Source organism: Dokdonella ginsengisoli (assembly GCF_042652785.1).
In the GTDB taxonomy this organism is placed as follows: Bacteria; Pseudomonadota; Gammaproteobacteria; order Xanthomonadales; family Rhodanobacteraceae; genus Dokdonella_A; species Dokdonella_A ginsengisoli.
Window position 1 is genome coordinate 293,045 of sequence record NZ_JBHSHD010000008.1, and the last position, 20,916, is coordinate 313,960.

Genomic DNA, 20,916 nt, shown 5'->3' on the forward strand with positions numbered 1-20,916 from the left:
GTGTCAGGCGGCGGCGCCGAAGAGCACGCTCTCCAGCGCCCAGTATCCGATCACCCAGCTCAGCGCGAGCAGCAGGCCGATGCCGAAGCGGCTGTCGAGCGCGTGGCGAAGGATGTGCGCATTGACGAGCAGCTGCCAGATCAGCGTCGCCAGCGCGAGCCATCGCAGCAGGACCTGCAGGGGCTCGGCCGCGGGAAGGGATCGACCGGCCGCCGGCGCGGCGATCGGCTCCATCAGCAGCGCGATCGGCAGCTGCACCAGCGATACCAGCAGGCCGCAGGCGACCAGCGCGGTCGCGGTCTGCACGTAGCGCGCGCCGCGGCCGAGCATGGCCAGCGCGATCCAGGCGAGCACCAGCACCAGACCCGACGACAGCAGCGCGCGCCCGAGCCCGGTGCCGTCACCGTCGGCGTCGAGCAGGGAGCCGAGCAGCGCGTCGAGCGCGACCGCGACGGCGACCAGCCAGACCAGCAGGGTCGGCGAATGCGGCAGGTCCTGCGGCCCGCCGCGCAGCCGGCACAGCTCGGCGACGAAGCGGACGAATCGCATCATCGGAGGAAGTCCCGTCCGCGCGCGCGGCGCGGACGATGCGCGCGAACGCGGCGCCTCAAGCGCGCCGACGCGAATCGCCGTTCGCGGTCGGCAGGACGGCGAGGATGCGCTGCGTGATGTCGGCCAGTTCGCCGACGCCGTCGACCACTTCGAGGCGGCCTTCCGCGGCGAAATGCGCGGCCACCGGTTCGGTCTGCTCGGCGTACACGCGCAGGCGCTCGCGCACGGTTTCGGGCGTGTCGTCGATGCGCCCCTGCGCGGCGGCGCGGCCGGCGATGCGCTCGACGATGAGTTCGCTCGGCACTTCGAGCTTGATCGCCACGTCCAGAGGCTGGCCGATGCGCGCAAGCAGCGCCTCGAGCGCCTTGCACTGGGCAAGATTGCGCGGGTAGCCGTCGAGGATGAAGCCGGCGTGGGCGTCGCCCTGCGCCAGGCGTTCCTCCAGCATCGCCAGCACGATGTCGTCGGACACCAGCTGGCCGGCGTCCATCACGGCCTTGGCCTGCAGGCCAAGCGGCGTGCCCGCCTTGACCGCGGCGCGCAGCAGGTCGCCGGTGGAAACGTGCGGCACTGCCAGTTCGGCCTTCAGGATCTCCGCCTGCGTGCCCTTGCCCGATCCGGGCGCGCCGAGTAGAACGAGTCGCATTTTGCTCCCATGCCGCCGCCGCGGCGCCGTCGATCGCGTGGAATGTGTCGGCAATGCGCAGCGCGCTGCGCCCTGTGGAATTGCCGTGTCGCGCCGGAGCCGCCGAACGCGCGCGTCGAACCGATCTAGAATGCGGCCAACGCTAGCGGCTGGCCGAAACCCTGTCAAACCGCGTCGAGGCGCCGGTCCGCGCGCTGCAAGAGCGCGGACGGCCGTGGCGCGGGCGGGCGATCGGGGCCGAACGCAAAGGAGCAAGGACATGGCTGAAGGCAAGCTGCTGTACGCCCAATCGGGCGGCGTCACCGCGGTGATCAACGCCACCGCCGCCGCCGTGATCGAAACCGCGCGTGCCGCGAAGGTGCCGGTGCTGGCCGCGCGCAACGGCATCATCGGCGCGCTGCGCGAGGAATTGATCGACACCACGCGCGAATCGCGCGCGCGCATTGCGGCATTACGCCACACGCCCGGCGGCGCGTTCGGCTCGTGCCGCTACAAGCTGAAGTCGATCGCGCAGAACCGCGCGCAGTACGAGCGCCTGATCGAGGTGTTCAAGGCGCACGACATCCGCTGGTTCCTCTACAACGGCGGCAACGACTCCGCCGACACGGCGCTGAAGATCTCGCAGATCGGCCGCGAACTGGGCCACCCGATCCAGGTGATCGGCGTGCCGAAGACGGTCGACAACGACCTGGCCGTGACCGACACCTGCCCCGGCTTCGGCTCGGTGGCGAAGTACGTCGCGGTTTCCGTGGCCGAAGCCAGCCTCGACGTCGAGTCGATGTGCGCCTCCTCGACCAAGGTCTTCATCATCGAAGTGATGGGCCGCCACGCCGGCTGGATCGCCGCCGCGGGCGGCCTGGCCGCGCGCGAGGCCGGCGATCCACCGCATCTGATCCTGTTCCCGGAGGTCGCCTTCGACGAGGCGAAGTTCCTCGCGCGCGTGCGCTCGACCGTGGAGAAGGTCGGCTACTGCACGGTGGTCGCCTCGGAAGGACTGCGCAACGCGGCCGGCGAATTCCTCGCCGAGGCCGGCACGCGCGATGCGTTCGGCCATACGCAGCTCGGCGGCGTCGCGCCGGTGCTGGCGCAGCTGGTCAAGGCGCGGCTCGGCTACAAGTACCACTGGGCGCTGCCGGACTACCTGCAGCGCTCGGCGCGCCACCTCGCCTCGAAGACCGACGCCGATCAGGCCTATGCGGTCGGCAAGGCGGCGGTCGAGTACGCGCTGGCCGGGCACAACGCGGTGATGCCGGTGATCGTGCGCACTTCGGACGCGCCGTACCGCTGGAAGATCGAGCCGGCGCCGCTGGCGAAGATCGCCAACCGCGAGAAGAAGCTGCCGAAGGGCTTCATCAGCCGCGACGGCTACGGCATCACCGCCGCCGCGCGGCGCTACCTCGAGCCGCTGATCCGCGGCGAGGATCCGCCCCGCTACGGCCGGCACGGCCTGCCCGAGTACGTGCGGCTGGAACGCAACCTGGTACGCAGGAAGCTGCCCGCGTACGTGATCGAGGATCGCTGATCCGTCAGCGCCGGTCCCACCGCGCCGCCGGCGCGGTGACCAGGAACGGATGCTCGGTCAGCCGGTACGAAAGCCACGACAGCAGCAGCGCGACCGGGATCAGCAGCAGCGCGAGCGTGGCGAAGTTCGCGATCGGCCGCCAGTGCGTCAATCCGCTGCGCTGCGCGACCTGGAACACCACCGCGTGCCAGAGGTAGAGGCTGTAGCTGATCGTGCCGAGGAAGGCCAGGACGCGGCCGGAGAAGAGCGCCTCCGCCAGCCGCGCCCGTTCCGCCGAGGCGTACACGATCAGCGCCAGCGCCGCGCCGATCAGCGTGGCGTGGACGAAGATCCACGGCGCATCGGCCGTCGCGAAGATGTCGCCGCGGCCGTAGATCACCGCGATCACCGCGCCGACGCCGGCCAGCCCGGCCGCGAGCAGCACGTGCAGCGTGCGCGGCGACGGTCGCACGCCGCGCAGGTGGAACCAGGCGCCGAGCATGCCGAACAGGAATTCGTCCAGCCGCGCCGGCAGCTGGATGATCGACGGATAGGAGAACAGCCCGCTCATGCGCCGCTCGAGCAGCCAGTCGTAGCAGGCCAGGCGGAAGCCGACGACGGCGACCAGCACGCCGAGCGCGACCAGCCACCAGCGCGCGCGCGCGAAGGCGAAGCCGAGCAGCGGCAGCACGAGATAGAAGTTCCATTCGACCGGCAGGCTCCACCACACGCCGTTGAGCAGCGGCCCGACCACCTCGAAGAACACGAACTCCATGCTCAGGTAGGCCAGCAGCTGGCGCCAGTCGACCGGCCACGCGCCGCTGACCAGCCAGCCGGCGAGGACCAGGATCGCCAGCTGCACGTAGAACGCCGGCAGCACGCGCAGCGCGCGGCGCTTGAGGAAGCGCGGCAGGTCGGGCATCGGCCGCAGGCCTTGCGCCCAGGCCAGGAACGGCAGGCCGAGCAGGAACCCCGACAGCACGAAGAACAGGTCCACGCCGAGGAAGCCGCAGGCCAGCAATGGCGTCAGGTCGAGCCCGAACGGCGCCACCCGCGGCGCTTCGGCCATCAGCCACAGGTGCAGCAGCATGACCCATCCGGCGGCGACGCCGCGCAGGCCGGTCAACGCGGGGAAATAGTCGCGCACGCCGCTGGCGGAATCGGCCGGCATCGGTTCCAGGACTTCCCGTGGTGGCTTCGCGCCGGATCGCCCGATGGTAGCAAATCGGTCCGCGCGCCTGTTGCGGCGCGCCAATGCGTTCGGCGCGAAGGCGTGGCTATACTCGGCCGGTTGCTCGCGATTTCCCGTTGTTCGTCATTCGTCCTGGTACGTCAAGGGAGGGTTCGATGCTGTTTCAGCAACATGGGCTTCTGATCGCGCTGGTCTGCGCGGTACTCGCGATCCTGTACGGGATCTGGTCGATCCGCTGGATTCTGGCCAAGCCGGCCGGCAATCCGCGCATGCAGGAAATCGCCGCGGCGATCCAGGAAGGCGCGCGCGCCTACCTCAACCGCCAGTACCGCACGATCGCGATCGTCGGCATCGTCCTGTTCGTCGTCATCGGCTTCGCGCTCGACTGGCCTACCGCGGTCGGCTTCGCGCTCGGCGCCGTCCTCTCCGGCCTCACCGGCTACATCGGAATGAACATCTCGGTGCGCGCCAACGTGCGCACCGCCGAGGCCGCACGCAGCGGCATCCCGGCGGCGCTGGCCGTCGCGTTCCGCGGCGGTGCGATCACCGGCATGCTGGTGGTCGGCCTCGCCCTGCTCGGCGTCGCCGGCTACTACATCGCGCTGCTGCGCACCGGCAGCACGCCCGACCAGGCACTGCACGCGCTGATCGGCCTGGCCTTCGGCTCGTCGCTGATCTCGATCTTCGCGCGCCTGGGTGGCGGCATCTTCACCAAGGGCGCCGACGTCGGCGCCGACCTCGTCGGCAAGGTCGAGGCCGGCATTCCGGAAGACGATCCGCGCAATCCGGCGGTGATCGCCGACAACGTCGGCGACAACGTCGGCGACTGCGCCGGCATGGCCGCCGACCTGTTCGAGACCTACGCGGTGACGCTGATCGCGACCATGCTGCTCGGCGGCGTGATGGCGAGCGAGGCCGGCGCGAACGGCGTGCTGTATCCGCTGGTCATCGGCGGCGTGTCGATCATCGCCTCGATCATCGGCACGTTCTTCGTCAAGGCCAGCAGCGGCGGCAAGATCATGAACGCGCTGTACAAGGGCGTGATCGTGTCCGGCGTGCTCGCCCTGCTCGCCTTCATCCCGGTGACGCAGGAACTGATGGCCGGCAGCACCTACGGCGTGTGGAACGTGTTCGGCTGCGCGGTGATCGGCCTGGTGCTGACCGGCGCGATGGTCGTCATCACCGAGTACTACACGGCCACCGAGTACGGCCCGGTGCGGCACGTCGCCAAGGCTTCCACCACCGGCCACGCGACCAACATCATCGCCGGCATCGGCATCTCGATGAAGTCCACCGCCTGGCCGGTGATCGCGGTCTGCGCGGCGATCTGGGGCGCCCACGAACTCGCCGGCCTGTACGGCATCGCCATCGCCGCGACCGCGATGCTGTCGATGACCGGCATGATCGTCGCGCTCGACGCCTACGGCCCGATCACCGACAACGCCGGCGGCATCGCCGAGATGAGCGAGCTGCCGCCGGAAGTGCGCGCGGTCACCGATCCGCTCGACGCGGTCGGCAACACCACCAAGGCCGTCACCAAGGGCTACGCGATCGGCTCGGCCGGCCTCGCCGCGCTGGTGCTGTTCGCCGACTACACGCACAAGCTCGGCGCGCAGCATCCGGACAAGATCTTCACCTTCGACATCTCCGACCACATGGTCATCATCGGCCTGCTGATCGGCGGCCTGATTCCGTACCTGTTCGGCGCGATGGCGATGGAGGCGGTCGGCCGCGCCGCCGGCAGCGTGGTCGAGGAAGTGCGCCGCCAGTTCCGCGAGATCAAGGGCATCATGGAAGGCACGACCAAGCCGGACTACTCGCGCGCGGTCGACCTGCTGACCAAGTCGGCGATCAGGGAGATGATGATCCCCTCGCTGCTGCCGGTCGCGGTGCCGATCCTGGTCGGTTTCCTGCTCGGCCCGAAGGCGCTCGGCGGCCTGCTGATCGGCACCATCGTGACCGGCCTGTTCGTGGCGATCTCGATGACCACCGGCGGCGGCGCCTGGGACAACGCCAAGAAGTACATCGAGGACGGCCACCACGGCGGCAAGGGTTCGGACGCGCACAAGGCGGCCGTGACCGGCGACACCGTCGGCGATCCGTACAAGGACACCGCCGGCCCGGCGGTCAATCCGCTGATCAAGATCATCAACATCGTCGCGCTGCTGCTGGTGCCGCTGCTGTAGGCATCCGGGCGCGCCGCGAAAGCGGCGGCAGCACAGGTACCGAAACAAGGACGGCGGCCGCGAGGCCGCCGTCTTCATTGGCAGATCATCCAGGCAGCAGCCCCTGCGGCGCGGAGGGTCTGCAGGCAAGCCTCTGCGCTCGCGTGCGATCGGTGCGCTCCTTCAATGGATGCCCGCATTCGCGGGCATGACGGCTGCGTGGATCGCCTGGGGTTTCTACCGCATTCCCGCTAACGCGGGAGGCGCTTCACGATAGCCGCAGGCTGGTCATCCATCGACGCCTTTGAATCCCGCATGCGCGGGCACGACGTACGCGCTGCCCGATCAGCCTTCCTTGCCGGCCACGCTCACCGGACTTCGCGCCAGCCGCAACGCGTTGCCGACCACCGACACCGAACTCAGGCTCATCGCCAGCGCGGCGATCATCGGGCTCAGCAGCAGGCCGAACACCGGATACAGCACGCCGGCGGCGAGCGGCACGCCGATCGCGTTGTAGAACAGGGCGAAGCCGAGGTTCTGCTTCATGTTGGCCACGGTCGAGGCGGAGATCGCACGCGCCTCGAGGATGCGGCGCAGGTCGCCCTTGACCAGGGTCACCTGCGCGCTCGACATCGCCACGTCGGTGCCGGTGCCCATCGCGATGCCGACGTCGGCCGCGGCGAGCGCCGGCGCGTCGTTGATGCCGTCGCCGGCCATCGCCACGCGGCGGCCCTGCGCCTGCAGCTGGCGTACGAGTTCGGCCTTGTCCTGCGGCCGCACTTCGCCGCGCACCTCGTCGATGCCCAGCGCACGGCCGACCGCGGCGGCCGTGGCCTGGGCGTCGCCGGACGCCATCACCACGTGCAGGCCGGCCGCGCGCAGCGCGGCGAGCGCGGCCGGCGTGGTCGCCTTGACCGGATCGGCCACCGCCAGCGCGGCGGCGAGGCGGCCGTCGACCGCCAGCCACATCACCGTGGCACCTTCGGCGCGCAGTGCCTGCGCGCGCTCGCGCAGCGGGGCGATCCCGGCGCCGACCTGCTGCATCAGCGCCTCGTTGCCGAACGCGACGGCACGCCCGTCGACGCGACCGCGCACGCCCTGCCCGGTGACCGATTCGAACGCCTGCGCCGGCTCGGGATCCATGCCGCGGCGGTGCGCCTGCGCGACGATCGCCTCGGCCAGCGGATGCTCGCTGCCACGTTCCAGCGCCGCGGCCAGGCGCAGGGCCTCGTCGCCGTCGAAGCCGGAAGCGGCGATCAGCTCGCGGAACGCCGGCTTGCCTTCCGTCAGCGTGCCGGTCTTGTCGACGATCAGCGTGTCGATCGTGCGCAGCCGCTCGATCGCCTGCGCGTCGCGGAACAGCACGCCCACGCGCGCCGCGCGGCCGGTGGCGACCATGATCGACATCGGCGTGGCGAGGCCGAGCGCACACGGGCAGGCGATGATCAGCACCGACACCGCGTTCAGCACGGCATACGTCCACGACGGCTGCGGCCCGAACAGGCCCCAGCCGAAGAAGGTGAGCACGGCGACGGCGAGCACGGCCAGCACGAATCCGTACGAGACGCGATCGGCCATGCGCTGCATCGGCGCGCGCGAACGCTGCGCCTGCGCCACCAGCTGCACGATCTGCGCGAGCATCGTGCCGGAGCCGACCTTCTCGGCGCGTATCACCAGGCTGCCGGTGCCGTTGAGGGTGGCGCCGATGACCGCGTCGCCGGGCGACTTCTCCACCGGCATCGGTTCGCCGGTGAGCATCGATTCGTCCAGGTTCGAGCGCCCTTCGACGACGACGCCGTCGACCGGCACCTTCTCGCCCGGACGCACGCGCAGGCGATCGCCGACGTGCACGTGCTCGAGCGGAACGTCCTCCTCGCCGCCGTCCTCGCGCAGGCGGCGCGCGGTCTTCGGCGCGAGGCCGAGCAGGGCCTTGATCGCGGCCGAGGTCTTCGAGCGCGCGCGCAGTTCGAGCAGCTGGCCGAGCAAGGTCAGCGAGACGATCACCGCGGCGGCCTCGAAGTAGACGCCGACGCGGCCGTGCTCGCGGAACGAATCGGGGAACCACTGCGGCGCCAGGGTGGCGACCGCGCTGTAGCCGAACGCGGCGGCGACGCCGATGCCGATCAGCGTCCACATGTTCGGGCTGCGGTTGCGGATCGACTGCACGCAGCGCTCGAAGAACGGCCGGCCGGCCCACAGCACCACCGGCGCGGCGAGCGCGAATTCGATCCACGTGCGCGCGGCGGTGGAAAGGAATGCGAAGGCGTGGCCGAACATCGCCAGCACCAGCACGATGAGGCTCAGCGGCAGGGTCCACCAGAAACGGCGCGAGAAATCGCGCAGCTCCGGGTTGTCCTCCTCCTCCTCCAGGCTCGGCATTTCCGGTTCCAGCGCCATGCCGCAGATCGGGCAGGTGCCGGGATGATCCTGGCGGATCTGCGGATGCATCGGACAGATGTACGTGGCCCCCGCCGGCGCCGGCGCGGCCGGCGGCTGCGGCGTCAGATACTTCTGCGGATCGGCGACGAACTTCTCGCGGCAGCGCGCCGAACAGAAGTGGTAGTCGTGGCCGGCGTGCGTGGCATGGTGCGCGCTCGTCGCCGGATCGACCGTCATGCCGCAGACCGGATCGAGCACGCCCGTCGCGGCCGCGGTCGCGGCGGCGCCGTGCGGGGTCGAACAGCAGCTCTGCGCTGCAGCCGGCTTCGGCTCGAGGTAGGCCTGCGGGTCGGCGACGAACTTCTCGCGGCAGCGTGCCGAACAGAAGTGGTAGTAGCGGCCTGCGTGCTCGGCGCGATGCTCGCTCGTCGCCGGATCGACCTGCATGCCGCAGACCGGGTCGAGCACGATGGCCTTGGTGGCTTCCGCGGCGTCGCGCTTCGTCGAGCAGCAGCCGTGCGCACTCGGCGATGACGGCGCATGCGCACCATGCTCGTGATCGTGGCCGTGGTCGTGATGCTTGCCGTGCGCGCTCATGCCGGTTCCTCCTCGGCCAGCGCGCTCAGGATCGGGCACTGGTCGAGCGCGCCGTGGCCGGGACACGCCTCGATCAGGGCCTTCAGGCCGTCGCGAATCCGCGCCAGCTCGTCCAGCCTGCGTTCGACGTCGGCGAGCTTGTGCTGCGCCGCCGCCTTCATCGCCGCCATGTCCTCGCCGCCGTGGCTGGACAGCGCCAGCAGCTCGCGGATTTCCGGCAGGGTGAAGCCGAGCGCCTTGCCGCGGCGCACGAAGCGCAGGCGCTGCAGGTCGCCGAGGTCGTAGCTGCGATAGCCCGAGGCCAGACGCGGCGGCTTCGGCAGCAGCCCTTCGCGTTCGTAGTAGCGCACGGTGTCGATGCCGACTCCCGAGCGTTGTGCGAGTTGTCCGATTTTCATGCGCCTGGAGTCCTTCAGCGAATCGAAGGGCGCCAGTATCAACCCCGGACCTCAGTCCAGAGTCAAGGGCGCCGATCCGCGAAGGAGCCTCGCCCCGCCGGGACCTGAACGCCGAATCGCGGGCAACGGCGAAGCGCAAGGCTCCGTCCCACGGCGCGCAAACGAAAACGGCGGCCCGATCGCCGCCGTTTCCGCCACGCCGCAAGGCGCGAAGGTCGAGTCATCGAATCTGCAGCGTGCCCGGCAGCGGTGCCTTGGCGTCGTCGAGCAGCTGCAGCTGTCCTGCCGCGTCGCGGACGAACTTCGAATCGGTGAAGATGTTCTTCAGATGCTGCACGAATCCGCCGTCCGCGCCGTTCGTGCTGCCCATGCGCTGTATCAGGGCGACGGCGAAATCCTGCGGCTTCATGTTGGCGAAGGAGCCGTTCGCCGGATCGTTGCTCAGCTTGCGCACCTCCGCGTCGTTGGCGAGGTCCTTGGACGTCGCGTAGTCGGCGCCGTCCTTGAGCGCGCGCATGTCGTTTTCGGTGTAGGTCAGCTCCGCGGTCCTGGGCTGGATTCCCGCCTGGGGCGCCGGCGAAGCCAGCTTCATGAAATGCGAGGAGACCAGCCAGTCGCTCTTGCCGTCGACGTCGACCTTGTAGGAATAGCGGCGCTCGTCGATCAGCTCGTTCTGGTTCGAGTCGTACTTGCGCGTCATGACCAGCGACACGTTGTCGTCGAACTGCAACGCCGTCTCGCGCGTCGTCGGCTTGCCCGGCTGAGTGGTGAGGACGTCGCTGCCGGTGCTCCCCGTTCCCTTGACGGAAAAGTCGAACGACGCCAGCTTTCCGTCGAGCTTCACCTGCGTGGCGACGTCGAGTTTCTGCACCGTCTTCACGTCCGCCACGCCGGCGCCGTTGTCGGTCGGGAATCGTCCGGTCAGCAGCGCCTCGCGATAGCTCGCCCGCCCTTGCGGATCGGAGAGGTCGAACTCGGCGCTCGTCAGCTTGGCGTCGGAGAACTTGTCGCCGCGGCCGAGCATCGCGCCGGCCACGCCGAAATCCACGCCGAGCCCGCCGGACGCCGACAGCGCGGCGGTCGGGCCTGCGGTGAGGCGGATCCGGTTCGCGTCGGTCTTCTCGGCCAGCACGGTGAATCCGTCCTCGGCCGAGCTCTTCGCCTGGGCCTTCACCACGCCGATGCCGGTCTTCACGTCGGTGTTGACGAAGGTCGACGTGCTGAGCGTGAACTGCGAGCCTTTCGGCATCGAATCCGGATCGAGCGGATTCACCTTCAGCGGCGAGGTGTCCTTGCCCTTGGCCTGCGCGTCGGGAACCCTGGTTTCCGCCGAAATCTTGAAGCCGGGGGAAATGCTGCCTTCGAGGTTCCAGCGCAGCGGAGTCTTGGCGGCCGCCTTGTCCTCCTTGCCTCCGATCGACACGTTGCCCTTCAAGGTCGCGCTCGCTTCCGCGCCGAGGAACGAGGTCGTCGTTCCGTCCTTGCTGCTGGTGCCGCCTTCCAGCTTGCCGTTGACGGCGAGCCCGACGCCGGCACTGAGCACCTTGCCGGGCGTCTTGACGCCGACGTCGATGCCGACGCCCTTCTCGATCTTGAAGCTGTCGGTGCCGAGCGTCGCGTTCCCGCTCTGCGAATGCTTCGTCGTCGCCGTCGTGCCCTGCGCATTGGTCGTGGCGGTGGCGCGTTCGCGCTCGACCGAGCCGCCGACCGAATTCGTCGAGAGCGTGAGGTTGCCCTTGTTCTCGGTGCTTTCGCTCGCGCCCGCGAGGGTTCCTTCAGGCCCCTTGGTTTCCGTGCCGTTCTTCCGGCTGCCGCCGAAACCGAGCCCGTCCTCGCCGAACCTGACGCTGCCCGACGTCGAGCTCGAACTGCCCGCGCTCGACCCATCCGGTTGCGTGGACGTCGTCTTCCTGTCCGCGGTGACGTCGACGCCCACGCCCTTGTTGTCGAACCCGGCGCCGAACGTCGTGGTCGACTCGCCGCCGACCTTCGAGCCGTCGGCCGCCTGGAAATCCGTCGGCGCCTTGAACTGGGCAGCCCCCTTGACCCCGTTCTTGTCGGCGGTCCCGCTCAGCGTGGCCTCCGCGCTGCGCCCTTCCACCGGATCGGCGGCGGGGATCTTCTGCGTCACCGAGGCGGCGCCGTCCTTGAACGTCATGCTGACGGCGGGGCGGCCGGGCGCGGCAGCGTCGACCGGAGCGGACACACCGTCGCGCCCCGGCTGCGGCGATCCCGGAATCGCCAGGCGCTGGCCCGGGTAGAGCCCTTCGGGGTTGAGCGCCTGCGGATTGGCCTTGCGCAACTCGTCTTCGTCGACGCCGAGCCGCTTCGCGACGCTGCCCAGCGTATCGCCGTGTTCGGCGACGAAATCCTGGCCGCTTTCCGGCAGCGGCGGCCGTGCCGCGGTGAGTGAAGTGTTGCCGATTGCTTGCGAGCCCATGGCAAAAATCCTTGCTGGACCCCTTCCCGCCCTGATGCTATCGCGCGGGAAATCGGCGGCACATTGGGAGTTACCCTATGGCCGCCGACGGCAGGCTCGCCGCGTGTGCCTGCTCTCTCCGCACGAAGGCCGCTGCCGCGGCGGCGAGGTCTCGCCCCGGGAGCCGTCCGTCCGGACTACCATCGGCGCTTTCCTGCCGACGGGGACGCCGATGAATCTGATCCTGGAGGAACTGGCCGCCGGACTGCCGGACATGCGCCACATCGGCCAGGCGGTCATCCGCATCGTCGCTGCCATCGCGCTCGGCGCGCTGATCGGCTGGGAGCGCGAGAAGGCGGGCAAACCGGCCGGGCTGCGCACGCACATCCTGGTCTGTCTCGGCACGACCGTGTTCGTGGTCGCCTGCATCGGTGCGAACTTCTCCGTCGAGGGCCTTTCGCGCGTGATCCAGGGCATCGTTACCGGCCTGGGCTTCATCGGCGCCGGCTCGATCCTCAAGCTCAGCGCCGAACGCGACGTGCGCGGCCTGACCACCGCGGCCGGCATCTGGATGACCGCGGCGATCGGCGTCGCGATCGGCCTGGGCTGCCTGGGCATCGCCCTGCTGGCGACCACCGCGACCTTCATCCTGCTGCGGCTCGGCGTGCTCGGCGACGGCGATTCCGGCCCCGCCCCGCGCGACCGCGCCGACGGCTGACGCGCCCTCCGGCCGGCGAGGTTGCTCCTGCCCGCCGAGTGCATGAAGCCCTCCTCAGCGCTTGGACCGCGAGGACCAGTGCACGTGCACGATGCGCCAGCCATCCGCGCCGCGCTGGAGCAGCATCGTCTCGGTGCTCAGCACCGTGGTCGACTTGCCGTCCTTGCGGCCGTGCATCTGGCTTTCGGTGCCGACCCAGGCGAAGTCGCCCGCGGCCTTCGCCGTGCGCCGCAGGACCTGCACGTGGACCTGCTTGAGAAATTCCGCATCGTGCCCGGCGTGCCCGCCGAGGTACTCGGCGCGCGAACGCTCGGCGCCGCCGCTCTCGAGGATCAGCACGTCCTCGGCGAGCAGCGAGCCGGCGGTCTCGAGATCGCCGGCCTGCAGCGCTGCGGAAAACCGCTCGACGACCGCAACCGCGGGCTGCGCCTGCGCGCTGACCGCACTCGCGACGAGCCCGGCGGACTTCGCCTCCTCGTGCGCGGTCGCCGCGAGCGGCATGGCGAGGGCGGCGGCGAGCGCAGCGGCGAACACTCGGCGTAGTTTCATCGATCTTCCTCCTCGGCGGATGTCAGTGCGCATGGCCGACGCCGGCCGGCGTCGGTTCGGACGGATGCACGTGCGTCTTGCCGTCGGCGTGCACGTGCGTGGCGCCTTGCGCGGCCGGCGCGGCGACCGGTGCTTCGTCGTGGGCGTGCGGCGCATCGCCGTGGTGGTCGCCGCCGCCGTCCGCGTGCGAGTGCTCCTCGCTTTCGCCGCCGCCGTGCGAATGGCCTTCGCTGGCGGCGACCAGCGCGTCGTAGGCGGCGCGATCGAGCTGGGGAAGCTGTCGCAGGAAGGCGGCCATGTTCCAGATGTGCTCGTCGGCCATGCTGCGGCCCCAGGCCGGCATGCCGCTGGCCTTGATGCCGTGCTTGACCACCCAGAACGCCTCGGTGACCGGCACGCTCGCGCGCGTCAGGTCCGGCGGCGCCGGATACAGGCCGCGACTCAGCTCGGTCGGCGCGGAGCCGGGCTTCAGATGGCAGCCGGCGCACATCGCCTCGTAGTTGCCGGCGCCGCGGCGGATGCGTGCCGGATCGTCCAGGCCCGGCGGCACCTCGAGGCGGGCCGCGCGCACGGCGATCGAGCGCTCGCGCGCCAGTTCGAGCAGGGCGTACACCGGCCGCGTGTGCGGGGCATCCGCGCCGACGTCGTAGACGCCGGAATACACCACGCCCGCGCCGCCGGCAGCGACGAGGCCGAGTGCGAGCACTGTCTTCGCTATCGCTTTCATGGCGTCCTCCTCAGAACCAGGCGCGCAGGCCGACGACCAGGCGCGTCTCGTCGGTCTTCTCCGAGTGCGCGCGGCGGTAGTCGGCGGTGCCGCCGAATGCGCGCTCGTGGACGACGCCGACGTACGGCGCGAACCGGCGCGTGATCTCGTAGCGCAGGCGCAGGCCGACCTCGGCGGTGCTCAGGCCCGAACCGACGTGGCGCAGCGGGTCGTCCCTGCCGAACAGCTCGATCTCGACCAGCGGCTGCAGGACCAGGCGGTTGGTCAGCAGCAGTTCGTACTCGGCCTCCAGGCGCGCCGCGGTCTGGCCGCGCTCGCCGACGTAGGCGGTCGCCGAGATCTCGAACTTCTGCGGCGCCAGTCCCTGCACGCCGATCGCGGCGAAGGTCTGCGAATCGCCCGGCTTGAAGTCCTGGCGCACGCCGGCGACGAAATCCCACCACGGCGAGATCGCGCGGCCGTAGAGCAGCTCGAGATCGGCCGATTCGGTCTTGCCGCGCACGCGCTCGCCCTCGCTGCGCAGCCACAGGCGGTCGAGATCGCCGCCGATCCAGCCGGTCGCCTCCCAGGCCTGGCCGCTGCCCGGATCGGCATCGAACGCTTCCAGGCGGTTGAACAGGAAATAGGAGTTGACCGGCGAACCGTGCAGTTCGTGGCCGTGCATGCCGGGCGGAAACGCGGCGGCTCGGTCGGCGTCGGTGAGCGGCGGAATCGGTTCACGCGGTTCGCTGGCGGCGGCCGGCTTGGCGTGGCCCATCGCGGCATGGTCCATGCCGGCGTGGTTGCCGTGATCCATGCTGCCGTGATCGACCGACGCCGCCGGTTCGGCTTCCCTGTGCTGGGCGTGTTCGCCGTGTTGTGCGTGGGCGTTTGTCTGCCCGGAACCGGCGGTCGCTTTCGCAGCGTGGTCCATCGCCGCGTGATCGTGCGCCGGCTCGGACTTCTTCGGCGCGTGCGCTTGGTGCTGCGAAGGGTCCATCTCCTGCGCGAGCACGCCGCCGCCCGAGCAGGCGAGCGCGAGCGCAAGAGCGCGAGACAGGCACGGCGGATGAATGCGCATGGCGGTCATTCCTCCACCCGCACTTCGCGGAACATGCCCGCTTCCATGTGATAGAGCAGATGGCAGTGGTAGGCCCAGCGGCCGAGCGCGTCGGCGCGCACGCGGTAGCTGCGCTTGCTGCCGGGCGGCATGTCGATGGTGTGCTTGCGCACGAGGAACTGGCCGTGCTCGTCCTCGAGGTCGCTCCACAGGCCGTGCAGGTGGATCGGGTGCGTCATCATCGTGTCGTTGACCAGGGTGATGCGCAGGCGCTCGCCGTAGTTGAGCCGCAGCGGTTCGGCGTCGGCGAACTTGATGCCGTTGAACGACCAGGCGAATTTTTCCATGTGGCCGGTCAGGTGCAGTTCGATCGTGCGGCCGGGCTCGCGTCCGTCCGGGTCCTCGAACAGCGAGCGCAGCGCGGAATAGGTCAGCACCTGGCGTCCGTTGTCGCGCAGGCCGATGCCCGGGTCGTCGAGCTTGGGCACCGGCGCCATGGTCTGCATGTCGACCAGCGGATTGCCGTTCTCGCTCGCCGGATGCGTCTGCATCGCACCGCCGCCGTGCGCGCCGTGATCCATGCCGGCCATCGCGCCGCCGCCGTGGTCCATGCCCTGCATCGCGCCCATGTCGTGGCCGGCGTGGCCCATGCCGCCGTGGCCCATGTCGGCCATGCTCAGGATCGGGCACGCATCGAGCGCCGGCACCGGCGCGCGCAGGCCTTCGCGCACGGCCAGCGTGCCGCTGACGTAGCCGGTGCGGCCCATGTCCTGCGCGAAGATCGTGAACGCGTCCTGCCCGGACGGCTCGACGATGACGTCGAAGGTCTCCGCCACCGCGATGCGGAACTCGTCGACGGTGACCGGATGCACGTTCTGGCCGTCGGCCGCGACCACGGTCATCTTCAGGCCCGGGATGCGCACGTCGAAGTAGGTCATCGCCGAGCCGTTGATGAAGCGCAGCCGCACCTTCTCGCCGGAGCGGAACAGGCCGGTCCAGTTGCCGAGCGAGGTCGTGCCGTTCATCAGGTAGGTGTAGGTGTTGGCGTTGACGTCGGACAGGTCGGTCGGCGTCATGCGCATGTCGCCCCAGGCGCGCCGGTCGGCCAGGGTCGCGCCGAAGCCGTCGCGGCCGACGTCGCGCAGGAAGTCGCCGACCGTGCGCTTGGAGCGGTTGTCGTAGTCGGACATCTTCTTCAGGCGGCGGAACAGCGCGCCCGGATCGAGATCGGTCCAGTCGGTCAGCAGCACGACGTAGTCGCGTTCGTAGCGGAACGGCTCCGGTTCGGCGGCGTCGACGATCAGCGCGCCGTACAGGCCGGCCTGTTCCTGGAAGCCGGAATGGCTGTGGTACCAGTAGGTGCCGCTCTGGCGCACGTCGAAGCGGTACTGGAACGTCTCGCCGCGCGCGATGCCGTTGAAGCTCAGGCCCGGCACGCCGTCCATGTTCGCCGGCAGCAGGATGCCGTGCCAGTGGATCGAGGTGTGGTGGCCGTACACCGAACCGGCCGGCAGCGCGTTGGCGACGCGCAGGTTCACCGTGGTGCCCTCGCGCCAGCGCAGGATCGGCGCCGGCACCGAGCCGTTGACCGTCGCGGCGTAGCGCGTACGTCCGGTGAAATTGACCGCCGTCTCGCCCACGCGCAGGTCGAACTCGGTGCCGGCGAGCACGTTCTGTTCACCGGCACCCTTCAGCGCCCAGCTGGTGCGCGGCCGCAGGCCGAGCGCGGCGAACGCGCCGCCGGCGGCCAGGCCCTGCACGAAACGGCGCCGCGTCAGGAAACGCGACGCATCGGCGTCGCCGCCGAAGAAATCGAAAGACATGAGAAAACTCCGAAAGCCCGTGAACGCCCCGCTCGAGCGGGGATGCGTCGTACTGTCGTCGCTGCGCGGAGTGCTCGGAAGTCCGTCACCTCTCCCGCTCGCAGGAGAGCAACAGCGCCAGGTGGCAAGCTGCGGACGCGACGAAACGGCGCCTCGGGCGCCGTGGACGCTCAGGCGATCGGAGGCCGGATCGCAAGGGCCAGCACCGGGGCCGCGTGTCCGGTGGACGGCGGCGGCGCGGGATCGCCGTGCGGGAACACCGGCGGCAGCTGCACGACGGCGAACAGCGCGCCCGAACCGCTCTGCGCACACGCGCAGCCGCAGGCGGAGGAGTCGCAGCAGTCCGGCGTCGCGTGGTCGCCGCAGGGCGGCGACGCCGGCATCTTGCCGTGGCCGGCGTGGAGATCCGTCGCTTCCGCACCGGCATCATGCGCGCAATGCTTCGCCAGGGCCGGCTTCGACGCGGCGGCGTGATGCGCGCCAGCCGCGCCGTCCATCGCGCCGGCCATGCGTGCGGACGCGGCCACGGTGCCGATCCCGTTCAGGACCAGCACCAGGCTCAGCAGCAGTCGCAGCAGGGCGGCGGAGGCGGACATGCGGCCAAAGATACCGCATCGACGAGCGCGCCGCGCGCATCGCGCGCACCGCCGGCAGACCCTGCGCCCCGGCCCGCGCGGACGGTGCCTGCGTTTAGGATAGGCGTCCCTTCCGATCCGGAGCCGTCATGCAGCCATCCGCCGCCCGGCACGCCTTCGCGTTGACCGCCCTCCTCCTGGCCGCCTGCGCGCCGGTCGGGAACAAATCCCCGGCGCCGGCCGCCACCAAAGAGAATTCCGCAACGATGAGCGATGACGCCTACCTCTGGCTCGAGGACATCCACGGCGAAAAACCGCTGGCCTGGGTGCGCGCCGAGAACGAGCGCACGGCCAAGGCCTATGCCGGCACGCCGCAGTTCGAGACGATGCGCTCGCGCATCCTCGAAGTGCTCGATTCCGACGCGAAGATCCCGTTCGTCGCCAAGATCGGCGAGCGTTACTACAACTACTGGAAGGACAAGGACCACCCGCGCGGACTGTGGCGCCGCACGACCCTGGCCGAATACCGCAAGGAGCAGCCGGCCTGGGAAACCGTCATCGACGTCGACGCGCTCGGCAAGGCCGAGGGCAAGTCCTGGGTCTGGCACGGCGCGCAGTGCCTGAAGCCGGAGTACCGCCGCTGCCTCGTCTCGCTGTCGCCGGGCGGCGGCGACGCCGACGTGGTGCGCGAATTCGACCTGCACGAGCGCAGGTTCGTCGAAGGCGGCTTCGAGCTGCCGGAAGCCAAGACCCAGGTCGCCTGGATCGACGCCGACCGCCTTTATGTCGCCACCGACTTCGGCCCCGGCTCGATGACCAAGTCGAGCTATCCGCGCATCGTCAAGGAATGGCGCCGCGGCACGCCGCTGGCCGAGGCCAAGCTCGTCTACGAGGGCACCGAGGACGACCTGGCGATCTCCGCCTACCGCGACCTCACGCCCGGCCACGAACGCGACTTCGTCGTGCGCACCATCGACTTCTTCACCAGCGAAACCTTCCTGCGCGGCGCGGACGGCAAGCTGACGAAAATCGACGTGCCGCTGGACGCCAACGTCGACGCGCACCGCGAATGGCTGCTGGTCCAGCCGCGCACGGCGTGGACGACGGGCGGCAAGACCTATCCGTCCGGCTCGCTGCTGGCGGCGAAGTTCGACGACTTCATGGCGGGCAGGCGCGACCTCGCCGTGCTGTTCGCGCCGAGCGACACGACCTCGCTGTCCAACTATTCCTGGACCCGCCACCACCTGATCCTCGACGTGCTCGACGACGTCGTCAGCAAGCTCGAAGTGCTGACGCCGCCGGCCGGCGCGGGCGAGTGGAAGCGCGCGCCGCTCGGCGGCGCGCCGGCGCTGTCGACGATCGAGGCCGGCGGCGTCGACGCGGACGAGGGCGATGCGTACTTCCTCACCGTCAGCGGCTTCCTCGATCCGACCACGCTGTACTACGGCACCCTGGGCGACGGCGAGGCGAAGCCGGTCAAGCAGGCGCCGTCGTTCTTCGACGCCTCGAAGAACGAAGTGAAGCAGTTCTTCGCGACCTCCAGGGACGGCACGCGCGTGCCGTATTTCGTGATCGCGCCGAAGGGCCTGAAGCCCGACGGCAGCCATCCGACCCTGCTCTACGGCTACGGCGGCTTCGAGGTTTCGCTGCAGCCGACCTACAGCGGCAGCGTCGGGCGCTCGTGGCTGGAGCGCGGCGGCGTCTACGCGATCGCCAACATCCGCGGCGGCGGCGAATACGGTCCGCGCTGGCACCAGGCCGCATTGAAATCCAATCGCCTGCGCGCCTACGAGGACTTCGCCGCGGTGGCGCAGGACCTGGTCACGCGCGGCATCACCTCGCGCGCGCACCTGGGCGCGGAAGGCGGCAGCAACGGCGGCCTGCTGGTCGGCAACATGCTGACGCTGTATCCGCAGTTGTTCGGCGCGATCGTGTGCGAGGTGCCGCTGCTGGACATGCAGCGCTACACCAAGCTGTCGGCCGGCGCCTCGTGGATCGCCGAGTACGGCGATCCGGACAAGCCGGAGGAATGGGCCTACATCCAGAAGTTTTCGCCCTATCGAAATGTCGAAAAGGCAATGGACTACCCGCCCGTGCTGTTCTACACAGCCACCAGCGACGACCGCGTCGGCCCGGTGCAGGCGCGCAAGATGGCGGCGAAGATGACGCAGCAGCTCGGCTACCGGAACGTGTGGTTCTACGAGAACACCGAAGGCGGCCACGGCGCTGCCGCCGACAACCGCCAGTCGGCCTTCATGCACGCGCTCGCCTACTCCTTCCTCTGGAACCACCTCACGCAGGCCTCGCCATGAAATCCGCACTCCCGCTGTTCGCACTCCTGCTGTCCGGCGCGCTGCACGCCAGCGGCCCCGCCACCGTCGACGAGGCGCTGGCGCAGGCGAAGAAGGCGCACCAGCCGGTGCTGATCGATTTCAGCGCGCCGTGGTGCTACTCGTGCTACTTCATGGCCACGCACGTGCTCAACGGCAAGGAGTGGGATGCGCTGCACCGCAGGGCGGTGATCGCCGAGATCGACGCCGACTCGCCCGACGGCAACGCGTGGATGAAGAAGCTCGCGGTCAAGGCGCTGCCGGCCTACGTCGTACTGAACGAGGACGGTGCCGAACTCGGCCGCATCCTGGCCGAGCAGCCGCGCGAGAAGTTCTATCCGAACCTCGACAGCATCCTCGCCGGCGCGAGCACGCTCGACGACCTCAAGCGCAAGGCCGCGACGGGCTCGACCGAGGCGATCGCCGGCGTGCTCGGCTCCTACCAGGCGCGCGGCGAAGGCCAGGCCGGGCTCGACTGGTACGCCGGCCTGCCGCCGAAGGTGCGCGACGCTGCGGCGAAGGACCCGTCGATCACGCTGTGGCGCGACCGCCTGGAACTCGCCCGCGCCGACAAGGCCGACGACGACGCGGCCGTGGTCGAGGCGGCGCAGCGCGTGCTGGCCGGCGAGATCGGCTGCGACCGCCCGTACGTGGTCGACCAGCTGCTCGAGGCCGGCGAGAAACTGCCGAAGGAACGGCGCCACGCCGTGCTCGCGCCGCAGAAGAAGCCGCTCGATGCGCTGCTGTCGCAGCAGGTGTTCGTCGCCAAGCCGTCCTGCGCCGACCAGCGCAGCAGCGTGATCGCCGCCGCCGATCTCGACAAGGCGCTCGGCGACACGGCGGCGGAGACCGCCGTGCTGAACCGCGCCGTCGACGACACGCGCGCGCGCCTCGGCGACGACCTGAAGAAGGACCGCAACGCCGCCGACAACCTGCGCGTGTACCTGGCGCGCGCCGGCCGCAACGCCGAACTCGACGCGCTGTATCCGAAACTGATCGCGGCGTATCCGGACGACTACGTCTATCCGTACCGCTACGGCAAGAGCCTGCTCGACCATGACCAGCCGGCGCAGGCGCTGCCGCTGCTGGAACAGGCGGCGGAAAAGGCCTACGGCGTGAACCGCCTCGCCGTCGCGACCCTGCGCGTGAAGGCGCTGAAGGCGCTGCACCGGCAGGCCGACGCCGAGCAGGTCGTGGCCGACGTGCTCGAGCAGAACGGCCGCTGGTTCCCCGAGCAGGTCGACAAGCTGAAGGAAGCGCTGAAGTCCTGAGCGCGGTTGCGCCGGCGCGGGACGCGGCGCAAGGG

Annotated in this window: 16 protein-coding genes; 5 read left to right on the forward strand and 11 right to left on the reverse strand. The window is 70.1% G+C overall.

The window, feature by feature from the left end; all coding sequences use genetic code 11:
• Positions 1 to 3: 3 nt before the first annotated feature.
• Positions 4 to 552 (reverse strand): hypothetical protein, encoded by a 549-nt coding sequence (locus tag ACFO6Q_RS11635; protein ID WP_380021172.1) that lies wholly within the window; start codon positions 550 to 552, stop codon positions 4 to 6.
• A 55-nt stretch (positions 553 to 607) separates the two neighbouring features.
• On the reverse strand, positions 608 to 1,198 hold the full coding sequence (locus ACFO6Q_RS11640; protein WP_380021174.1) for an adenylate kinase: 591 nt from the start codon (positions 1,196 to 1,198) through the stop codon (positions 608 to 610).
• Positions 1,199 to 1,457: 259 nt separating this feature from the next.
• Here ACFO6Q_RS11640 and ACFO6Q_RS11645 point away from each other — a divergent pair, with 259 nt between their 5' ends.
• A complete protein-coding gene (locus ACFO6Q_RS11645; RefSeq protein ID WP_380021176.1) occupies positions 1,458 to 2,720 on the forward strand; it encodes a 6-phosphofructokinase in 1,263 nt (420 codons plus the stop codon).
• A gap of 4 nt (positions 2,721 to 2,724) precedes the next feature.
• Here ACFO6Q_RS11645 and ACFO6Q_RS11650 read toward each other — a convergent pair whose 3' ends face one another.
• Positions 2,725 to 3,870, reverse strand: a complete 1,146-nt coding sequence (locus ACFO6Q_RS11650; protein WP_380021178.1) for an acyltransferase family protein — start codon at positions 3,868 to 3,870, stop codon at positions 2,725 to 2,727.
• Between the two features lie 176 nt (positions 3,871 to 4,046).
• Between ACFO6Q_RS11650 and ACFO6Q_RS11655 the strand changes: the two genes are divergently transcribed.
• A complete protein-coding gene (locus tag ACFO6Q_RS11655; RefSeq protein ID WP_380021180.1) occupies positions 4,047 to 6,077 on the forward strand; it encodes a sodium-translocating pyrophosphatase in 2,031 nt (676 codons plus the stop codon).
• A 324-nt stretch (positions 6,078 to 6,401) separates the two neighbouring features.
• Here the strand turns inward: ACFO6Q_RS11655 and ACFO6Q_RS11660 are convergent, their stop codons facing one another.
• The 3 genes from ACFO6Q_RS11660 to ACFO6Q_RS11670 all read right to left on the reverse strand — a co-directional run bounded on the left by ACFO6Q_RS11660 (position 6,402) and on the right by ACFO6Q_RS11670 (position 11,870).
• Positions 6,402 to 9,032: a heavy metal translocating P-type ATPase gene (locus ACFO6Q_RS11660; RefSeq protein WP_380021182.1), complete on the reverse strand. Its 2,631-nt coding sequence runs from the start codon at positions 9,030 to 9,032 to the stop codon at positions 6,402 to 6,404.
• Complete coding sequence (locus tag ACFO6Q_RS11665; protein ID WP_380021184.1) at positions 9,029 to 9,430, reverse strand: heavy metal-responsive transcriptional regulator; 402 nt, start codon at positions 9,428 to 9,430, stop codon at positions 9,029 to 9,031. Before ACFO6Q_RS11665 ends, ACFO6Q_RS11660 begins: the two co-directional genes overlap by 4 nt.
• A gap of 220 nt (positions 9,431 to 9,650) precedes the next feature.
• Positions 9,651 to 11,870: a LysM peptidoglycan-binding domain-containing protein gene (locus ACFO6Q_RS11670; RefSeq protein ID WP_380021186.1), complete on the reverse strand. Its 2,220-nt coding sequence runs from the start codon at positions 11,868 to 11,870 to the stop codon at positions 9,651 to 9,653.
• A gap of 211 nt (positions 11,871 to 12,081) precedes the next feature.
• Between ACFO6Q_RS11670 and ACFO6Q_RS11675 the strand changes: the two genes are divergently transcribed.
• Positions 12,082 to 12,567 carry an MgtC/SapB family protein gene (locus ACFO6Q_RS11675; protein ID WP_380021188.1) on the forward strand — a complete coding sequence of 162 codons (486 nt, stop codon included), beginning with the start codon at positions 12,082 to 12,084 and terminating at the stop codon, positions 12,565 to 12,567.
• 54 nt (positions 12,568 to 12,621) lie between these two features.
• Here the strand turns inward: ACFO6Q_RS11675 and ACFO6Q_RS11680 are convergent, their stop codons facing one another.
• The 5 genes from ACFO6Q_RS11680 to ACFO6Q_RS11700 all read right to left on the reverse strand — a co-directional run bounded on the left by ACFO6Q_RS11680 (position 12,622) and on the right by ACFO6Q_RS11700 (position 17,301).
• Entirely contained in the window at positions 12,622 to 13,116 is a 495-nt protein-coding gene (locus ACFO6Q_RS11680) for a YybH family protein (protein WP_380021190.1), read from the reverse strand.
• A gap of 22 nt (positions 13,117 to 13,138) precedes the next feature.
• Positions 13,139 to 13,843 carry a c-type cytochrome gene (locus ACFO6Q_RS11685; protein ID WP_380021192.1) on the reverse strand — a complete coding sequence of 235 codons (705 nt, stop codon included), beginning with the start codon at positions 13,841 to 13,843 and terminating at the stop codon, positions 13,139 to 13,141.
• A gap of 10 nt (positions 13,844 to 13,853) precedes the next feature.
• Positions 13,854 to 14,912, reverse strand: a complete 1,059-nt coding sequence (locus ACFO6Q_RS11690; RefSeq protein ID WP_380021194.1) for a copper resistance protein B — start codon at positions 14,910 to 14,912, stop codon at positions 13,854 to 13,856.
• A complete protein-coding gene (locus ACFO6Q_RS11695; protein ID WP_380021196.1) occupies positions 14,909 to 16,705 on the reverse strand; it encodes a copper resistance system multicopper oxidase in 1,797 nt (598 codons plus the stop codon). Before ACFO6Q_RS11695 ends, ACFO6Q_RS11690 begins: the two co-directional genes overlap by 4 nt.
• A gap of 170 nt (positions 16,706 to 16,875) precedes the next feature.
• Positions 16,876 to 17,301 (reverse strand): CopL family metal-binding regulatory protein, encoded by a 426-nt coding sequence (locus tag ACFO6Q_RS11700; protein WP_380021198.1) that lies wholly within the window; start codon positions 17,299 to 17,301, stop codon positions 16,876 to 16,878.
• 128 nt (positions 17,302 to 17,429) lie between these two features.
• Between ACFO6Q_RS11700 and ACFO6Q_RS11705 the strand changes: the two genes are divergently transcribed.
• Positions 17,430 to 19,592 carry a prolyl oligopeptidase family serine peptidase gene (locus tag ACFO6Q_RS11705; RefSeq protein ID WP_380021200.1) on the forward strand — a complete coding sequence of 721 codons (2,163 nt, stop codon included), beginning with the start codon at positions 17,430 to 17,432 and terminating at the stop codon, positions 19,590 to 19,592.
• Entirely contained in the window at positions 19,589 to 20,881 is a 1,293-nt protein-coding gene (locus ACFO6Q_RS11710; RefSeq protein ID WP_380021202.1) for a thioredoxin family protein, read from the forward strand. The genes ACFO6Q_RS11705 and ACFO6Q_RS11710 overlap by 4 nt, the downstream gene beginning before the upstream one ends.
• Positions 20,882 to 20,916 lie beyond the last annotated feature (35 nt).

Bases quoted from the DNA above. Each gene is read 5' to 3' on its own strand.
- ACFO6Q_RS11635 (WP_380021172.1), bottom strand. From the start codon at position 552: ATGATGCGATTCGTCCGCTTCGTCGCCGAGCTGTGCCGGCTGCGCGGC.
- ACFO6Q_RS11640 (WP_380021174.1), bottom strand. From the start codon at position 1,198: ATGCGACTCGTTCTACTCGGCGCGCCCGGATCGGGCAAGGGCACGCAG.
- ACFO6Q_RS11645 (WP_380021176.1), top strand. From the start codon at position 1,458: ATGGCTGAAGGCAAGCTGCTGTACGCCCAATCGGGCGGCGTCACCGCG.
- ACFO6Q_RS11650 (WP_380021178.1), bottom strand. From the start codon at position 3,870: ATGCCGGCCGATTCCGCCAGCGGCGTGCGCGACTATTTCCCCGCGTTG.
- ACFO6Q_RS11655 (WP_380021180.1), top strand. From the start codon at position 4,047: ATGCTGTTTCAGCAACATGGGCTTCTGATCGCGCTGGTCTGCGCGGTA.
- ACFO6Q_RS11660 (WP_380021182.1), bottom strand. From the start codon at position 9,032: ATGAGCGCGCACGGCAAGCATCACGACCACGGCCACGATCACGAGCAT.
- ACFO6Q_RS11665 (WP_380021184.1), bottom strand. From the start codon at position 9,430: ATGAAAATCGGACAACTCGCACAACGCTCGGGAGTCGGCATCGACACC.
- ACFO6Q_RS11670 (WP_380021186.1), bottom strand. From the start codon at position 11,870: ATGGGCTCGCAAGCAATCGGCAACACTTCACTCACCGCGGCACGGCCG.
- ACFO6Q_RS11675 (WP_380021188.1), top strand. From the start codon at position 12,082: ATGAATCTGATCCTGGAGGAACTGGCCGCCGGACTGCCGGACATGCGC.
- ACFO6Q_RS11680 (WP_380021190.1), bottom strand. From the start codon at position 13,116: ATGAAACTACGCCGAGTGTTCGCCGCTGCGCTCGCCGCCGCCCTCGCC.
- ACFO6Q_RS11685 (WP_380021192.1), bottom strand. From the start codon at position 13,843: ATGAAAGCGATAGCGAAGACAGTGCTCGCACTCGGCCTCGTCGCTGCC.
- ACFO6Q_RS11690 (WP_380021194.1), bottom strand. From the start codon at position 14,912: ATGACCGCCATGCGCATTCATCCGCCGTGCCTGTCTCGCGCTCTTGCG.
- ACFO6Q_RS11695 (WP_380021196.1), bottom strand. From the start codon at position 16,705: ATGTCTTTCGATTTCTTCGGCGGCGACGCCGATGCGTCGCGTTTCCTG.
- ACFO6Q_RS11700 (WP_380021198.1), bottom strand. From the start codon at position 17,301: ATGTCCGCCTCCGCCGCCCTGCTGCGACTGCTGCTGAGCCTGGTGCTG.
- ACFO6Q_RS11705 (WP_380021200.1), top strand. From the start codon at position 17,430: ATGCAGCCATCCGCCGCCCGGCACGCCTTCGCGTTGACCGCCCTCCTC.
- ACFO6Q_RS11710 (WP_380021202.1), top strand. From the start codon at position 19,589: ATGAAATCCGCACTCCCGCTGTTCGCACTCCTGCTGTCCGGCGCGCTG.